This is a genomic window from Pseudomonadota bacterium (assembly GCA_039193195.1).
Taxonomy (GTDB): Bacteria; Pseudomonadota; Gammaproteobacteria; order Steroidobacterales; family JBCBZW01; genus JBCBZW01.
Genome location: JBCCWS010000043.1, coordinates 1 through 17676 on the forward strand (window position 1 = coordinate 1; position 17676 = coordinate 17676).

General features: G+C 63.6%; 13 protein-coding genes. 9 read left to right on the forward strand and 4 right to left on the reverse strand.

The window, feature by feature from the left end:
* From AAGA68_22395 to AAGA68_22420, 6 genes are all read left to right on the forward strand, one after another.
* Positions 1-792 (forward strand): aldo/keto reductase (locus AAGA68_22395; GenBank protein MEM9387820.1); only part of this gene is annotated, 792 nt, incomplete at its 5' end.
* A 173-nt stretch (positions 793-965) separates the two neighbouring features.
* The gene (locus tag AAGA68_22400) at positions 966-1874 is read left to right on the forward strand and encodes a sugar phosphate isomerase/epimerase (GenBank protein MEM9387821.1); all 909 of its coding nucleotides are present in this window, start codon (positions 966-968) and stop codon (positions 1872-1874) included.
* 40 nt (positions 1875-1914) lie between these two features.
* A complete protein-coding gene (locus tag AAGA68_22405; GenBank protein MEM9387822.1) occupies positions 1915-2946 on the forward strand; it encodes a hypothetical protein in 1032 nt (343 codons plus the stop codon).
* A 25-nt stretch (positions 2947-2971) separates the two neighbouring features.
* On the forward strand, positions 2972-3721 hold the full coding sequence (locus tag AAGA68_22410) for an SDR family oxidoreductase (protein MEM9387823.1): 750 nt from the start codon (positions 2972-2974) through the stop codon (positions 3719-3721).
* A 53-nt stretch (positions 3722-3774) separates the two neighbouring features.
* Positions 3775-4629: an amidohydrolase family protein gene (locus AAGA68_22415; GenBank protein ID MEM9387824.1), complete on the forward strand. Its 855-nt coding sequence runs from the start codon at positions 3775-3777 to the stop codon at positions 4627-4629.
* 411 nt (positions 4630-5040) lie between these two features.
* A complete protein-coding gene (locus AAGA68_22420) occupies positions 5041-7101 on the forward strand; it encodes a S8 family peptidase (GenBank protein ID MEM9387825.1) in 2061 nt (686 codons plus the stop codon).
* Between the two features lie 85 nt (positions 7102-7186).
* On the opposite strand, the gene ung is transcribed toward AAGA68_22420, so the two are convergent.
* Positions 7187-7885, reverse strand: a complete 699-nt coding sequence (ung, locus tag AAGA68_22425) for a uracil-DNA glycosylase (protein MEM9387826.1) — start codon at positions 7883-7885, stop codon at positions 7187-7189.
* A gap of 331 nt (positions 7886-8216) precedes the next feature.
* Positions 8217-10019, reverse strand: a complete 1803-nt coding sequence (locus tag AAGA68_22430) for a PhoPQ-activated protein PqaA family protein (protein MEM9387827.1) — start codon at positions 10017-10019, stop codon at positions 8217-8219.
* 223 nt (positions 10020-10242) lie between these two features.
* Between AAGA68_22430 and AAGA68_22435 the strand changes: the two genes are divergently transcribed.
* From AAGA68_22435 to AAGA68_22445, 3 genes are read left to right on the forward strand one after another with little or no spacing between them, the layout of a single operon-like run.
* A complete protein-coding gene (locus AAGA68_22435) occupies positions 10243-11127 on the forward strand; it encodes an ABC transporter ATP-binding protein (GenBank protein MEM9387828.1) in 885 nt (294 codons plus the stop codon).
* Positions 11127-11837, forward strand: a complete 711-nt coding sequence (locus AAGA68_22440; GenBank protein ID MEM9387829.1) for an ABC transporter permease — start codon at positions 11127-11129, stop codon at positions 11835-11837. Before AAGA68_22435 ends, AAGA68_22440 begins: the two co-directional genes overlap by 1 nt.
* Positions 11834-12583, forward strand: a complete 750-nt coding sequence (locus AAGA68_22445; protein MEM9387830.1) for a hypothetical protein — start codon at positions 11834-11836, stop codon at positions 12581-12583. The genes AAGA68_22440 and AAGA68_22445 overlap by 4 nt, the downstream gene beginning before the upstream one ends.
* Before the next feature lie 75 nt (positions 12584-12658).
* Here AAGA68_22445 and AAGA68_22450 read toward each other — a convergent pair whose 3' ends face one another.
* Positions 12659-13501, reverse strand: a complete 843-nt coding sequence (locus AAGA68_22450) for a hypothetical protein (GenBank protein MEM9387831.1) — start codon at positions 13499-13501, stop codon at positions 12659-12661.
* A 10-nt stretch (positions 13502-13511) separates the two neighbouring features.
* Positions 13512-17513 carry an FG-GAP-like repeat-containing protein gene (locus AAGA68_22455; protein ID MEM9387832.1) on the reverse strand — a complete coding sequence of 1334 codons (4002 nt, stop codon included), beginning with the start codon at positions 17511-17513 and terminating at the stop codon, positions 13512-13514.
* Between the last annotated feature and the right edge of the window lie 163 nt (positions 17514-17676).

Here is a 17676-nt window from a genome sequence, read left to right on the forward strand (position 1 = left end):
CAGGGAGAGGCGGCCTACAACGCCACCTTGGCGGCGATCGAGGCAGGCTACCGTTCCATCGACACCGGATCCTTCTATCAGAACGAAGAGGACCTTGGCCGCGCCATCGCCGATTGCGGCGTGCCACGAGACGATATCTTCGTCACGACGAAGATCTGGAACTCTGAGCAGGGGTTTGACGAGGCGCTGCACTCTTTCGACGTGAGCGCCAGGAAGCTCGGCCTCGACGTCGTCGATCTGTTGCTCGTGCACTGGCCGGTAAAGGGCAAGTCGGCCAGCACCTGGCGGGCGCTCGAGAAGCTCTACAGAGACGGTCGAGTGCGCGCGATCGGCGTCAGCAACTTCGAAATTAGCCATCTAAGGGAGCTTGCTGAGACGGCGCGCGTGACGCCGATGGTCAATCAGGTCGAGCTGCACCCGCTCAAGAGCACCAAGGATCTGATCGCGTACTGCGACGGCAAAGGCATCCGGGTCGAGGCCTGGTCACCGATGGCCCAAAACAAGGTCTTTGACAATGCCGAGCTCGTGGCTATTGCAAAGACTCTCGGCCGTTCCGTCTCTCAGGTGGTACTTCGTTGGCATCTGCAGAACGGTGTCGTGGTAATTCCTAAGTCTTCCAATCCCGCGAGAATCAAAGAGAACATCGACGTGTTCGACTTCTCCTTGGATGTTGCCACGATGCAGCGTATCGACGCACTCAACGAAGACCTACGCTTGCTTGGATTCGAACCTGATGGCCTGCTGCCTGAGTTGCATGAGCCGCCTGCGAAGCCGTGGCCGTACAGCCTGTGACGCATCTCGCTCAGTCTCTCGGTGGGCGCCGCCACGGCGCGACGGATTGGCGCGCCAATCGAAGGCCTGCATCTGTTCGGATCGAAACGTGAGGCCCGCTACCGCAGGCGCGCGAGCGACCAGCTCGGCGCTTGCCCTACAACTTGCAACACAACTCATTGGGGGGAATGGAAATGAAACGCAAGATCTCTTTCGGCACATGGTGCTTCCAGTTCACACCGTACGACAAGAACCCAGTCGGTCTCGATGATGTCCTGAAGAAGGCCGCAGAGATCGGCTACGACGGCATCAGTCTGGATGGCAATCACGCCGATCCCGAGAGTCATCCTACCCTCGAGTCGCGCAAGGCGCTGGCGAAGAAGATCGCTGACTACGGCTTGGAAGTTTCCGAATACAACCCGAAGATCGGGGTGGTAGGCGGCATCATCATACAGTTCCAACCAGACACATGGGTGCAAACGATCGAGGAGAACCTCAGGTTCTTGAACGACTGCGGCTTTACCAAAACCCTGAGGGTGGACACTCGCGCTACCCCGACCTTCATGGTCGATAGCGACTACCAGCGAGCCTGGGACATCACCGTCGACGCCTTTAAACGTGTGTCTCAGTCGGCTGCAGAGTACGACATGCAAATAGTCTGGGAATTCGAACCGGGCTTCCTGTTCAACACCCCCAGCGAGGTGGTCAAGCTCTGGGAGGACGTCGGTGAGCCGAATTTCCGACTGGAGCTCGACAGCTCCCGCGTCTACCAGATGAGTGAGCTGGGTGCCCTCCAACACACAAAGAAAGAAACGCTCCCTGGCGGTCAACTCGAGTTCATCGAGATGTGCAAGGACAAGATCGGGTTGGTCCACCTAATCGACAACGACGGGTCGCTCTATGCCGGCATCACGTCGATGCACAACGCTTTCGGCACCGGCGACATTGACTTCGACAAGATCGTCCCCGCGCTGCGTGACAACGCGAACTACGTCGGGGAGTGGTGGGTCATCGATCTGGTCTTCAACGAAGATGCTTGGAACATCCTGCAGGATGCTAAGGACTTCGTCGACGTGCTGAACGACAAGTACGGCAACTACTGAACTGCTCGGGCGTGCATCGGGCGCTTGAACGGGGGGCACTATGGATAGCTGGAATCTGGAATGGGACTTCGGCGCGCTCAAGCTTCTGGCGCAGGGCGGGATGCTGGCCGATGTCACCTTGAAAGTTGGGGCAGGACGCCGTGTTGCGCCCTTCTACCAGGCACCTTGGCTTGGCAATGGCGAGTCGCTAGAGCCGGAGCTGCTGGAGAATCTGCGCTCCGAGTTTCCCTGTGTCCCCTTCGGTGGCACCTATCCTCTGCACAGCGTGACCCAGGACTGGCGCGCAGCACTGGCCTACGAGCCTGAGTGTGGCGAAGGTCTGTTCGATGCAACTGACGAGTTACTGCACGGCGCCTGCTGCCTCGGCAGGTGGGAGCTGATGGAACGCTCGGACACGATGATCCGCATCGGCGTCGACTACCCGGAAAGCTCAATCATCGCGCGACTCGAACGCAGCGTACGCTGCGACCCCAGTGCGCCAAGGCTCAGCTTCGATCTCGACATCCACGCACGCAGCGCGGGACGTCGACCGATTGGCATCCACCCCAATCTCGCCTTTCCCAAGATCCCGGGTAATCTGCTGGTGGAGCCGGCGGCGTTCGCCTTCGGTGCGATTCACCCCGCGGGACCGGAAGCAGGCGTGTCGCGCGCGCAGCCGGGCGGATTCTTCGACAGCTTGGGTGAGGTCCCGCTCGCAGCGGGCGGAACGGCCCCCTTCGACCGATTGCCCTTCGCTCACGACACCGAAGAGATCCTACAGCTGTGCGGTATGGAAGAGGGTTGGGTTCGGCTCACGAATCAAGAAGACCGCGCGGCCTACACGTTGACTTGGGATGCGTCCATCGTGCCCTCGCTGCAGCTTTGGATCAGCAATCGCGGGCGCGCTGCACCGCCCTGGAGCAGCCGGAACATGTGTCTGGGCGTGGAACCGCTCGCCGGCGTGTTCGATCTGGGGACTCGGGCAGGCGTGGCAGACAATCCGGTCAACGCTCGCGGCGTTGCCACCGCGGTGGCACTGGATCCGCGCAATCCGATTTCATTCAGCTACGCGTTCGAAGCCGACGCGCTGTAGCGCGCACCGTTAGGGAGGGCAGGGTATGGAAGTTGCGGTGGTAACCGGAGGTGCTTCGGGCATCGGCGGGGCAGCCGTCGATTTGTTTCTGCGAGAAGGGATCAAAACGCTCGGGGTCGACTTGAACCCGCGTGATGAGCATGACGACCTCGCGTGGGTCACGGGCAGTGTTGACGATCCCACCACCTGGGACGCCGTCACCGACAGGCTGGCCTCGCGTGGCTGGCAAGCGACAGCGCTGGTAACGGCGGCTGCCTACCTGCGGGTGGGCACCATCCTAGATCTCGAGGACGAGCACTGGGACAAGACCTACTCGGTGAACGTGCGCGGCCTGGTCTTGGCCGCACGGTCGCTGCTGCCGGGCATGATCGCTCGCGGCGGCGGCGCCATCGTGACCGTGGGCAGTATCGACTCCTACATGGCCGAGCAGGGGCTGATCTCCTACGCCACCTCGAAGGGCGCCATCCTGCAGGTGACGCGCTCGCTCGCCATCGACCATGCGCGCGATGGGATCCGCGCCAATTGCGTGTGTCCGGGCGTCACTGACACGCCGTTCTTCCGCAAGCACCTCGCCACGGCGTCGGACCCAGAGAAGTTCCTGGCGACCCGCGAGCAGCGCAATCCGCTGGGCCGACTGCTGACGTCGGAGGAAGTGGCAGAGACGATCGTATTTCTCGCATCGGCCAAGGCGTCCGGCGTGACCGGCAGCGTGGTCGTGGCGGATGCGGGCTTGACCTCATGTTTCGATTTCAGGACTGGTGAAGAGGGAGCCTGAGCGCTTCATTTCCTCCAAGCAGTGGGCATGCTCACTGACCAAGGAACGCAGAGATGCCCGACTTTTCAATTGTTGATTCTCACCTACACATCTGGGACCCAAGCCGCCTTCCCTATCGTTGGTTGAACGGGCACGAGACCCTGGGTCGGGCCTACCTTCTGCCTGACTATGACGAAGCCGTAGATGGCGTCGACGTGTCGAAGATGGTCTTCGTTGAATGCGACATCGATCCGGGTCATGCGCTCGACGAGATTGCCTGGGTCGATGAGGTGGCCCTCCAGGATCCGCGCATCGCCGCCTACGTCGCCCACGCACCGGTCGAGACAGGCGATGCCATCGCTCCATTGCTCGAGCGTTTGCAGGACTTCAGCAAGATGCGAGGTGTTCGGCGCCTGATTCAAGGGGAGACGCAGGCCGGCTTTTGTGTGCAGCCCAAGTTCATCCAGGGCGTGCAGGCTTTGGAACGGTTTGGTTGGTCGTTCGACATTTGCATTTTAGGTTGGCAGATGGATGATGCGATCTCGCTCGTTGATGCGTGCCCAAACGTCCAGTTCATACTGGATCACATCGGCAAGCCGCGAATCATCGACGGTGCGCTGCAGCCATGGGCGCGGCAAATGAGTGCGCTCGCCGAGCGCGAGAACGTGGTGTGCAAACTGTCTGGTGTTGCGACCGAGGCTGACCACCAGAGCTGGAAGGCGAGCGATCTATCGCCGTTTATTCAGACCGCCCTTCAGTCCTTCGGCCCGCAGCGCTTGATGTTCGGAGGAGACTGGCCAGTCGCCACGCAAGCGATCGACGCGCGCTCCTGGATATCGTGTGTTGACGACGAAGTGGGCAGCTTGTCTGAAGATGAGAAACGCTGCCTATTTTTAGATGTGGCAGCCGAAACCTATCGTTTGGATTGATAACCTCGCCGTTGGTATCGAGTCCCCCTCCCGTGGAGGTGCGCAGCGGAGCACTGGGTGTCTTTCGTCGATCATGACATAGCCGACGCCGGACGATCCCTCCCGACAGTCTCAAATCCACTCTCTCCACCCCTCAGGCGAATCTGTCCCATCCCCTGCGAGCCTCTCACCGAGTTCCCTCTCAGTAGGGGCCAACCGGTAACAATTCATGATCCTCGCGAAGCGCTTTGCTCAGTGCGGACGGCACTAGCAAATGCCATTCATCGTGACCGTGAGCCGACGAGCGGTTGATACAAGGCGAACGGTGCCTGCGCCATGACTCGCTGAACACGTTGCAGACGCACCACCTCGCAGTGGTTTCATCTGCAAGCACTCCGCCAGTCACACGGCCGTCTACGCCAAGAGGAACCCATGATCAAGCACGAGAGACTTGGAGCGATTCTGACCAGTCGCCTAGCACAGCAGCTTGCGATCGCCACGATCGCCCCGCTCGCCCTGTCGTTGTCCGCGTTTGCGCAAAGCACAACGGGCGTTTCCGCCGACCAAGCAGAGGGACTGACGAACCAGATCATCGTCAAGTACAGGGACGGTGTTGCCAACCGCATGAGCCCCCTGGGCCGAGCGATGGGCAGTGGTACCAAGGCTGATCGGGCACGGGTGATCGCCAGCCTCTCCGGGCTGGACGTCACCTACCGCCGCGACGTAGCGACCGGCGGCGAGGTGTATCGCCTCGCCAAGTGGCGCCGCCCTGGCGAACTTAAGCGTCTGCTAGGCGCTGTGGCCGCAGACACGAACGTGGAGTACGTCGAGCCCGACGTGTTGCTGCAACCGCAGATGATCCCCAACGACCCCTCGTACAATCAGCAGTGGCACTACTTCGAGGCAGTGGGTGGTTTCAATCTACCGACTGCTTGGGATACGACCACGGGGGCCGGGGCGGTGGTGTCCGTCATCGATACGGGCTACCTGCCCCATCCCGACCTGCTGCCCAATCTCCTGCCGGGCTACGACTTCATCGGTGACACCTTCGTGTCCGTGGATGGAGACGGCCGCGATGCGGACGCCACAGACCCCGGCGATGCTTCCGAGGCTGGGGTCTGTCGCCCTTGGATAGGGCGCCGCGACAGCAGCTGGCACGGCACGCACGTCGCCGGCACGGTGGCCGCCGTCACTAACAACGCCACTGGGGTGGCGGGCGTGGCCTTCGACGCCAAGGTCGTACCGGTTCGCGTGCTGGGCCGCTGTGGTGGCTACACCTCAGACATTGCCGACGGCGTCCTCTGGTCGGCGGGTGGCACCGTCGCGGGCGTGCCCGCCAACGCCAACCCGGCGGACGTGCTCAACATGAGCTTAGGGGGCCCCGGTTCCTGCACATCGACGATGCAGAACGCGATTGATACGGCCCGCACCATCGGCGCCACCATTGTCGTGGCCGCCGGTAACGATGCGATCAATGCGTCGGGCGCCACGCCTGCCAACTGTTCAGGGGTGATTGTCGTCGCGTCCACCGATCGGACCGGAAGTCGCTCCTACTTCTCGAATTTCGGCGCGGTGGTAGACGTGGCGGCACCAGGGGGTGATGTGCGCTTCACCGCTGCCGATGGTGTGCTGTCCACGTCCAACTCGGGCCTCAACGGCCCGGTCACCGACAACTACCGGTCCTATCAGGGCACGAGCATGGCCGCGCCCCACGTGGCCGGTTTGGCCGCTATGCTGATCTCCGCTGACAGCAGCCTGTCGCCGGATGCGGTTGAGTCCATCATCGAGTCTACGGCGCGGGCCTTCCCGGGCGTGTGCAGCGAGTGTGGCGCCGGCATCGCGGACGCTGCGGCGGCAGTGGCTTCCCTTGGCAACGGCGGGCCGGCCGCACTGGAGAACGGCGTGCCGGTCACGGGCCTTAGCGGGAACACGAACGACGAGCTGTACTTCACCCTGCAGGTGCCGGCAGGCGCTAGCAGCCTCGAGTTCAAGATCTCCGGCGGTTCGGGCGATGCGGATCTTTACGTGCGCTACGCTAGCCCCCCTACCCAGAGCGCCTACGATTGTCGCCCCTACCTCATCGGCAACGAGGAGACCTGCAGCTTCGCCTCTCCGCAGACGGGGACTTATCACGTAATGGTGCGTGCTTACGCGAGCTTCAGCAATGTGACCTTGGTGGCCAACTACAGCACAGGCGGTTCGTACAACCTCACCAATATCGCAGCCAATGCACCCGACTGGGTGCGGGATACGTTCACGGTGCCCGCGGGCATGACCACGCTCGACGTCACCATGTCGGGGGGGACGGGCGATGCAGATTTGTACCTGCGGTACGGCAGCGCACCGGATCTGTTCACCTACGACTGCCGGCCGTATCGCTGGGGCAACAACGAGGTGTGTACGATCACCAATCCAGCCGCTGGCACCTGGCACATTGGCGTGCAGGCTTACTCGAGCTACTCCGGCGTAAACGTTAGCGGGTCTTGGAACTGACCGGCGACGCTAACTAAAGGGTCTGAGCGTCAGGGGCCGTAGCAGCAGCTGCGGCCCCTAGCCTTCATAGGGCTGCGGCACTCGCTCACGGGGGCAAGGCCCAATCGATCGGCTCCACGCCGTGGCGCTGCAGATAAGCATTCGCTTGCGAGAAATGCCGGCAACCTAAGAACCCACGGTGTGCCGAGAGCGGCGAGGGATGCGGTGCGTGCAGGACCAGGTGGCGTTCACCGTTCACCAAGGCCCCCTTCTTCTTCGCATACCCGCCCCAGAGCATAAACACCACATGCTCGCGCTCGGCGCCTAGCACCTGGATAGCCCGGTCCGTAAACGGCTCCCAGCCCTTTCCCTGATGGGCACCCGCATTGCTCGCTTCGACCGTAAGGACGGCGTTGAGGAGCAGCACGCCCTGTTTGGCCCACGCTTCCAGGTGACCGTGGGATGGGATGGGCACGCCGAGGTCGTCGTGTAGTTCCTTGTAAATGTTCTTCAACGAAGGCGGGACGGCGCAGCCCTTCTTGACTGAGAAGCTGAGCCCGTGGGCCTGACCAGGGCCGTGGTACGGGTCCTGGCCGAGGATCACCACGCGCACCGATTCGAAGGGGGTGAGGTTGAAGCTGGTGAACATCTCAGGGCCCGGGGGATACACCGTCTTGCCCTCAGCTTTGCGCGCTTGCAGAAACTCGCGCAGCGCCCTCATGTATTGCTTATCGAACTCAGGTGCGAGCTGCTCGTGCCACCCGTCGCGCAGGCCGCCCTGAGCCTCGCTGCTTTGCTCATTCATCAGCGCCGCTTCCCGATCCCTTCGTTCGCCCCGTGTCGTGTCGCGCAGCATAGCGCAGAGGAAAGCAATCGATGAGCTCAGGACTCGCGTGAGAGCATCCCTCGCCACCGCCACCCCTGGCCGTCTCGTGGGCACTCGCATCATGGGTGGCGCTTAGAGCTGCGCGGTAGCAGGATTGCCCAGCGCCTTCGCAGATCGCGTGCGTGCTGTCGTGACGGGCGTCGTGCCGCTAAGGTCTGCTACGGCGAATCGGGAGGGCGAGCTGTGGGACGTTGCTGACGAGCCCGCAGCTGAGTGTGAGCCCACCAATCGCCTATAGGCCAATCATGCATCACTCCGTGCTGCGGTTGATGCGGTCGCAGAGGCGATCCGCGCGAGCGCTCGCGCCCGTCTCGAAGGCCTCCTCCGCGCGCCCGTAGAAGCGCCAAAGGGGGCCGCCGCCGAGCAGGCCAAGTTCGAGAGACGAATACCACCCAAGCTCCCCCGCGGCGATGTTCAGGCGCGTGGCCGCACACGCCCGCCGTGCCTTCACCGCCGGATCCTCGGAGAGTGTGAGGAGCACCTCGCTCAGGGAAGCCAAGTCCGAAATGTACTCACCGAAGACGCTCACCGGCAGTAGCGCCTCCAGCTCATCTGGCGTGAAGTCTACGTTGTCACACGCGCTGGCGCCGGCCGCCTGGCAGGCCCAGTAGAGCACGCCCCGCGGCGTGCCGATGGGATCGACCACGTCGAAGGGCAACGATTGCGGGGCGACGAACACAGGCGTGGTGTAGGTTTGATCGCCAATGCCCTCGCGGTCGTAGTCCACGGCGAGGAGGAACCCCGTGTAGCCCATCTCGGGCGTCGGCACGCGCACGCGATAGGTGCCGTCTTCGAGGGCCGTGACCGCACTGCTGGTCCACTGCTCACCCAGCACTTCCAGGCGGAAGTCGCGTGCGGTGCTGTTGGTGGCTTGCCAGAGGGTCACGCGCTTCGGCAGCGGCTCGCTCGCAAGCGTCACCACACCCGGGCGAAGCTCCGTCCACTGCAGCGCCGGGCGCGGCCGCTCGGCGAGGATGTCCCCGTACCAGCCGAGCAGATCGCCCACCAGCTCGAACTCGACCCCGCCCAAGCCGTGGTCCGTATTCGGGAATTGGCGCACGAGGGTCTCGCCTGGCAGTTGGTCGAGGTAGAAGTTGGCCGAGTCCGGCAGGAAGAACTGATCGCCCGTGGAGTTGAGCAGCAGCTTCGGCACCGTCAGCGTGTCGCGGTAGGCGAGGGGATCGACGATGGAGGCCAGGAACTCCCCCTCCGGTGAGCGCACGCGGCGTACGATCTCGAAGTTTTCGTAGTCTTCGATGGCGGATGAATAAAATCCATAGGCGCCAAAGTGGCGTTCGATCTGCAGGGGCACGTCGAGCACATCGAACACGCCGGGCGCCACGGCGCGTACGCGCGGGTCCACGGCGGCGGTGAGCCAGGCGGTGGCGCCGCGCTTGGAGAAGCCAGTGACCACGAACTCGTCCACGGCGATACCGTCGAGTTGCGTGCTCGTGAAGTCCTGCACCGTGTCGAGCGCGCGTACGGCGGCCTTGGTCATGGGGAAGTACGCGGCCCATGCAGCCTCGCCGGTCACCATGGCCTTATCCCAGCTGTAGGCCACGAGCGTGTCTTCGTCGATCGCTGCCTCCTGGTCCGGGAACTTCAGCGGCTGATTGGGGATCTCCGAGACGATGCTCACCACCGTGCCCGTGGAGGTGGCGATGGGGAGCACCAGGAGCAGGATCTCCTCATCCACAGGGTCCTCCGGATTGCTGCCGCCGTTGATCAGCAGGAACCCCGTATTGGCGCGCACCTCGTCGGGGACGATGACCACCACCTCATGGGTCCATAAGGTGCGGTCTACTTCTTCGTCGCTGCGCCAGGTGAGCGAGTCCATGAGCAGCGTGTACACCGTGGCGCCAGGAAGCACCTCGGTGCCAGTGAGGCTGTAGGCGTACGCTGGATCCGGAGTGAAGACATAGTCCGCCAGGAGAGTGGGGTTGCCTAGGGTGGGCGATGTAGGTGCCCGCGCTGGGCCGACGGCGTGCGCGTTCGAGAGGGTGAGGAAGAGGAGAAACAGTAGGGTGGTGAGTCCGGCGGTGGGGCGTTTCACGCTGGAGTCCTCCATGAAAAGTACCTTACATAACGTAACTCTACGTGATGGTGACGAGATGCGGTAGGTCGATCGGATGCGGCGCTGCACGAACGCGAAGTCGCCCGGGTGCCAGGCCCTGTAGCGCCCTATTGATCCGGCCTTGGGCTAGGAGTAGCGTCTGGTCTGTGCACGATGCAGCCCCACGCGTGAGCCGGGCGGCGTACCGCTGCCGTATCGCCTCATGAGCACCGCCCCACCGCCGGACGTGATCCACGTCGACGCACTGCACTACACCTACGCCGGCGCCGAGACCGCGGCTGTTCGGGCCCTGCGCTTCGATGTACGCCGGGGCGAGGTCTTCGGCTTCCTTGGGCCGAGCGGTGCCGGCAAGTCCACCACGCACAATATCCTCATCGGCCACCTGCGTGGCTACCAGGGAACCGTCGACGTGCTCGGTCAACCGCTCGCGGCCTGGGGTGGGGAGCTGTACCGACAGATAGGCGTTAGCTTCGAGCAGCCAAATCACTATTTGAAGCTCACGGCTCGAGAAAATCTGGAGTACTTTCGCGCGCTCTACGACGGCCAGGCGGAGCCGGCGATCAACGCATTGGAGCGAGTGGGGTTGGCGGCGCACGCCGATAGGCGCGTGGGTGAATTCTCCAAGGGCATGAAGAATCGACTCAACGTAGCCCGTAGCCTACTCCACCGCCCCACCCTGTGGTTTCTCGACGAGCCTACAGCTGGACTTGATCCGGTCAACGCGGTGCGCATCCGCGAGCTTATCGCTGAGCAGCAAGCGCGCGGTGTCACGGTGGTGCTCACCACCCACGACATGACCACGGCGGATCAGGTGTGCGATCGGGTCGCCTTCATCCTGGATGGTCAGATCGTCGCCATCGACGCGCCTGCCGCCTTGCGCCAGCGCTACGGCAGGCGCGATGTGCTGGTGCGTTGGGAGGGCGACGTAGCCACGCCCGCAGGGCAGGCCAGCTTCCCGCTCGACGGCCTCGCGGACGACGATGCCTTCGCCGCGGCACTGCGCCAACCAGGGCTTGCCGCGGTGCACTCGCAGGAGGCGACGCTGGAGGAGGTCTTCGTGGCCGTGACGGGGCGGCGCCTGGTCTGATGGCCGGCTTCGTCGCTACCGTAAGGCTAGACATCGTGCGCCAGGCACGATCGGGGCTGTACCTCATCGGCGTTGTTGGCGCCTTGCTGTTCGGTCTCTTCGGACGCCTCGTCATACCCGAGCGTTATGCGGGCGAAGCGCTCAGCGGCCTCTACCTGCTCGCCCTAAGCAGTACCACGTTTATGTTCTGCGCCGCGCAAGTACTGATGGACCGCAGCGCGGGCACGCTCCTCGCCCTGCGTGCCTCGCCGCTTACGGCTGATGCGTATATGGGGGCCAAGGTGCTCACGCTCACGGCGTTCTCCATGGTGGAGGCTGTCTTGATGTACACCATTGCCTTCTGGGGCGTGTCGCTCGAGGTCTTGCCGTTGGCCGGCGGAGTCTTAGGTCTCGGCATCATGTACGCCTTCATTGGATTGGGGCTGGTGGCTCGCCACAACTCCCTGTTGGCGTTTCTGTTCCCTCGTGCAGCGGTGGTGGGGATGGTTACGCAGTTCCCCGTGTTCTACGTCTTAGAGCTGGGGCCGCCGTCGCTCTATTACGCCATTCCCTCGATGGGGCCTATGTTGCTCATGCTGGCGAGCGTGAGGGAGCTGTCGCCTGGCCAATGGATATATTCGGTGGTGGTCACCGTGGGGAGTATCGGGCTCGCGATCCTCTGGGCGCGCCGCGGCTTTCGCCATCACGTGACTCTCGGTACGCGATCGTGAGCACGCCGTTAGCGATCACGCCCCTGCTCGCAGTGCTGCGCTTCGACGGCCTGCGCGTGCTCCGCGATCGGTTTCTCCTCAGCATGACGGCGTACGTGATTGCCCTCACCGTGGGGCTGCGCTGGTTTCTGCCGTGGCTAACGCAGGAGCTGGATACGCGCCTGAACTTCGACTTCACACCGTATATTCCCCTGCTCGCCAGTCATCTGCTGGTACAGGTGTCCGCCCAATTGGGTGGGATGGTGGCAGGCCTGCTGTTGCTGGAGAGCCGAGAGGACAGCACCGTGAAGGCTCTGCTCGTTACGCCAATTCCCATCGAGCAGTACCTGGCCGTGTTAGGTGGCGCCGCTACCGTAGTCACGGTGATGTTGGCCACGATAGAGGCCGGTATCATCGGTTGGGGGGTGCCAGATACGGGTGGACTGTTGATCGCGGTGGCGGTGGGGGCGCCAGGGGCGATGATCTTCGCGCTGCTCGTGCCCACCCTGGCGGACGATAAGATGCAGGCCTTTGCCTACATGAAGCTGCTAGGGCTGCTTCCGCTGGCAGCGACGGTAGCCTGGTTCATACCCACACCCTGGCAGGCTCTTTTCGCGCTGTACCCACCTTACTGCGGCAGCAAGATCTACTGGTTAGTGTCCGCCGGAGAGGGTGGTTGGGGGACTTACGCGGTGCTGGGATTGGTGGGGGCGGTGATCTGGGTATGGGGCCTCAGCCAGCTATTCCTGCGAGTCGCAAGAGGCTAGCTGCGACCGCCCGAGGAGGTGGCCAAGCGGCTGTCCACCGGGATCCACGTCCTCACCTCGCGAATAGTGGCCTGGCTAGCCCAGCAGATCGCCGTAGCAGTGCCCCATGATCGTGCGCAGCTGCGCTGTACCGACGGTGCGCCGAACGCCGCGATACTCGGTCATTTCCGATTGATCGTAGAAGGAGATCATGATGGCGAAATTGTCATCGGTGAGCAGCGTCTCTCGGACGCTCGCTGAGGCCTCGTGGATGGCGTCGGCGCAGGCCTGGGTCATCAGCTCGAAGTGCTCCGTATCCTTAGCGGACAGATAGGGCTCTCCGTAGCGCCGGTAAAGGGCATATGAGCGCTCCGAGTTGGCATTCAGGAGTGAGCTGAGCGCTCGGGAAGGATCGTAGGAGAAGGTCTCATAGTCGAAGTAGCGGAAACGCTCGATGTCCGCAGGGGCCTCGTAGTACTTCGCCGATGCGCCACGCTGCTCCGTCTCTAGCGCCACGGCAAAGGCCTCCCCGCAACACACGCGATAGCGAAGGGCGCCCTGATCGGGGTCCATCCAGACGACCAGTGCGTAGGCGGCATCGGTGCCTTGGGCGTCGCGCGCCAGGGCAGCGATGCTCTGCAAGTCCTCCGCGATCAGACGCTGGATCTTGGCGAAATCGCAGCTCGCAAGATGCTCCCGCGGAGTTTCACTGGGAAGGCGCTCCTGTACGCGGTAGGTGCCTACGATGTCTTGAAAGCTGTGGAGCACCCTTTCGATCTCTTCCCGATGGTCGAGGTCTGGCGGTGTCAGCGTCAACGCAAGCCTGAAATCATCATTCAGCGCGAAGCGCTTGCTGCCGCCCGGGCAGTAGGGCTGCAGCGCGTCGGCGAGCGCCTGAACGCGCCTGGTGTACACACGATCCTCGATGGGTTCGCTCATCGGCCTTATCTTATGGCCGGGCCGAGCAGAGGTTCGCCACACCGCTTGGGCCCGGCGGTTCGAACAACGCCTCGCGCGCCAAGCGCAGGTCACGGCGATTGACGATGCCATCGCCGTTTAGGTCTCCATTCGGATCGTTGCTCTGCAACAAGCCACGCAGGGTCGAGAGATCATCGAGCTCGACGGCGCAGTCGTTGTCGAGGTCGGCGTCGCAGCGGTTTCCGATGCCGTCACCGTCCGTATCGCGTTGATCAGGATTGGCCGCCAACAAGCAGTTGTCGACGGCGCCGTTGATGCCGTCGCGGTCGCAGTCGCCCTGCTGCACGATGGTGTACTGGCTGGCGACCACGGCGTCATCGGCGGCGAGTAGCACGCCGTCCTCGTACTTCTCGATCCGCAGCAAGCCGTCCTTGGACAGGCCTAGCACGCTACTCGCGCGGTAGTTTACGCCGGAGGCGCCGGGTTGGGTAATGGCCAGTTCGATGCCCGTGCCGATTTCGTCGAGCGTGAAGCGCGTGAGATCGTAGCCCCATAGCGGCGCGTGACGTGGCTCGGTGCCGAGGGGCTGCAGGATGCCGTCGACGAAGACGTTCTCCGCACTCACTGGGGCTGCCTCGCCAGCGAGTGATACCTGTAGGTCGTAGAGAGATGCGGCGTCCGCGGCCGTGCAGTCGCGGGTGGTCCAGCGAAACACGGCGCGCACGATGCCGTCGAGGCTGGGCGACTCGAGCTCCAGCACCGTGAGGTAGCGAATGAGCGGTGCCTGAGTCACGTCCTGCAGGGAGATCTTGGTGACGAACCCCTCCTGGGCGCCGGCGGAGTTGTCTTGCAAAGCAGAGCGCAAGGGGAAGTCGACAGCCTCGGTCGAGCCGGCCAGGTAAGCGTTGCGTTCGCCATCCACTTTCAGGCCCCAGTTGATGCGATCGGGGCCTGCGCCTCCCAGCAGGGTGGAGAAGAGCAGCTCGCGGCCAGCGGGATCGAAGACTGCAAGGTAGGCGTCTTGGAGCCCTACGCGCAACTCTTCAACGCCGACGCCCGGTGGTCCGGCTTGGTAATAGCGGCGGAAGAGGTCCTTCAGCACCGAGGTGGGTTGGCTGATCCCCAGCAGCGGCAGACGCGTGATGTCCTCCCCGTCGATGATGTACGTATGGCCCGCGCCGGCATCGGCGCTGAGCACGTAGGGGGGTTCGAAGAACGGATCGACCCAGACCAGGGACGTGGTGTTGACGGGTCCAGGGTCGAGATCGATGGGGGCGTCGAAGTTGCCATCGCCAAGGTTACGATAGAGCCTGTTGGGGGCGCCGTCGTTGCCGACGACCAGGTCTAAGTCGCCGTCGCGCTCCACGTCTGCCAGTAGGATCGCCGTGGTGGGGTCCGCCTCGCTGCCGATGAAGGTAGCCGGTTCGAAGCTGTTGCCGTTGCCGAAGTACACGGCGTTCGGCTGCTGATCGTTGCCCTCGACCAAATCGAACAGGCCGTCACCGTTGAGATCGCCCACGGCGAGAGCAGTGGTGGCGGTGTTCTCGCTGCCCGGGAACAGCATACGCTCGCGTTCTGGCCCGTCGCCGCTGCCCTCGTACAAGTAGTTCGGCTGCAGGTAGTTGCCGATCACCATGTCCTGGGTGGAGTCCAGCAGCCGATTCACCACCACGGCGCGCGAGTCGCGCACCTCGGTATGCAGATCTTCCGGCGGCAAGAAGCTCCCTTCGTCGTCGCGGAAGTAGATGCGTGAGGGGGCGTCGTCGTTCACGGCGACCACGCCGATGGAGCCCTTGTCCTGCGCCAGCTCCAGCACTGCGATGGCGCGCGTGCGGTCCGCCTGCGAGCCTACGGCGACTTCTTCGAGCACTTCCGCTGTGTCGTTGTCGAGGTACGCGAGGCGGTTGATGCCGTCGTTGGCCATGGCGATGGTGGCGATCACTTCGCCGTCGCTGGGGTTGACGAAGAAGGCGTCTGCAAGGTCCAAGGTGTCATCCTCGGCGCTGCCGAAGCCGCTTGCAATCGGCGCGCCTACGCCCGTCTTCTCGCCTTGCAGCGCGTTGACCAGCGGTTGATCGAGGGATTCGCTGCTACCGGCTACGTAGATCTTGCCCTCATCGTCGACCTCCATGGCCCAGCCAGACTCGCTGGCGCGGCCACCAAGGAAGGTGCTGAACAGCAGTCGGCCTGCATCCTCGGAGACCCGGTAGAGGATTGCATCGTCGGAGCCCCGGACCTCTCTCTGGTAAGCGCCGAAGGTGGTCGGGAAGTCCGTGGCGCTGCTCACGCCGAAGACGATGCTGGAGCCGTCCTCGGCCACGCGCACCTGTTGCAGGTATTCGCTCAGTGGCTCATCGCCTCCCACCAGAGTGGCGGACAGGATGCTTTGGCCGTCGGCCGTGAGTCGAGTGACGTGGGTGTCGTAGAAGCCAATCAAATCCGTTTGGTAGGCGCCCTCAGTGACGGGGTAGTTCAAGGAGCGGGTGAAGCCGGCGATGTGTAGGCTGTCGTTACGACCGATGGCCACGTCGCGCCCCGTGTCCCGCTCGGCTCCGCCGAAGCACACCACGAAGTCGACCTGACCGTCCGCCTGGAACTTGGCGACGAAGCCATCGCCGATGAAAGGGCTTCTGAGGCCTTCCTCGCCCTCCACGCAGCCTCGGCCGTCCAGGGTTTGGGTGGCAGGAAAATCAGGCGCACCTGTCTCGCCGGTGACCAGGATGCTGCCGTCGTCAGTGAAGATCAGGCCTCGCCCCTGTTCCAAGCCGATGAGTGGCTCGACTGGGTCCAAGCCGCCGAGATAGGTGGAAAACACCAGCGAGTCGCCCGCCGGTGAGAGCTTGCTCACTACAACGTCGGCGCCGTCCAGGCCGCCACCGCGATACTGATCTTGGAAGGCATTGCGCACGGGGTAGTCGGCCGAGTTCGTGTAACCGGTCACGGCGGCGCTGCCCTCGTCGCTGACGTCGACCTGGTAGAACTCCTCGTTTCCGCTGCCGCCTAGGTAGGTAACGTAGTCGAGCTGTTGGCCATCGGCGCTGAGTCGGGCGACGAAGCCATCGAGGCCACCGGCGTTGGTGCCAGGGGCGGGCGGATCACTCACCGGGAAATCCAGCGAACCGGTAGAGCCCGTCACGTATACGCGGCCATCGGCATCCACCGTGACGTCCGAGGCTGTGTCTCGGGCCGTACCGCCGAGGTAGGTGGAGAAGGAAATCTCGGGGTCGATGATCAGCGTCGCCTGACGAGCATGTTGATCCAAGCGGAACGCCAGCTGATCGTCGGCAGACACGGCGAAGCGGCCTGCAACCCGCGTTCTTACGCCGGCGAGCTCCTGGTACACGGTGGGAGCGCCGTGGGTGAGGACGCCGGCGCGGCTGCTCACGTGCAGTTGGCCCGTGACCGGGTCGAGGCGGGGGGTGGCACCTTCATCGAAGCCTAGGCGGATGCTGCTTGGGTCAGCACCTGGAGAGACGATGAAGTCGTAGCGCAGGGTGCCGTCGACGAGGAGGTAGCGCAGATCGATGCCGGGGTAGACGTCGGCATAGTGGATCGACTCGTAGTGCTCAACGCCGCGTACCCAGGCCTCGGGATCGGTGCCGCGCAAGTAGTGGCTCAGGCCAGGCAGTCGCGAACCCACCTCGCCGGCCCGAGTTTCCCGGGCGCCGATCAGGCGCATGTGTAGGGTGGCAGTGCCGTGGGAGCGGGAGGGATACGGTTCGCGGTCGAGGCGCTCAGCGGTCGATTGCGACTGCGACAGGGGTACGCGGAACTGGACCTCATGTGAGCGCAGCAGCGCGGTAAAGCTCGTGGTGCGCGCGATGTGCGTGACGGCCGCCGCCGCTTGCCCCTCGTTGGGTTCGATGAAGGACATCGCCGGGGCCTTGGCGCTCGCGCCGACCAGCCAGCTGCTCAGCGTGAGCCCCAGTACTGCCTGCAGTATCTGTGATCGGCGTGGAGTGATCGTCGCGCGCCGGCCCAGGCGATCGGTGGGAAGGCGGTGCGGTAGAGGGCGGCAATTGCGCTGCAACACTGAGCGAGTCCTTTCGCAGGTGAACAAGTCGCCCGGCGTGTGCGCGAGGCCGCACCAACATACCTCATCAGCTGCTCCTGATGCAGGTCTGCGATCAGTTGGTGGGATGTCATGGGCCTGCCCTTGCTACTTTAGGCCGCGCTGAGGATGCTGTGAAGGCCCT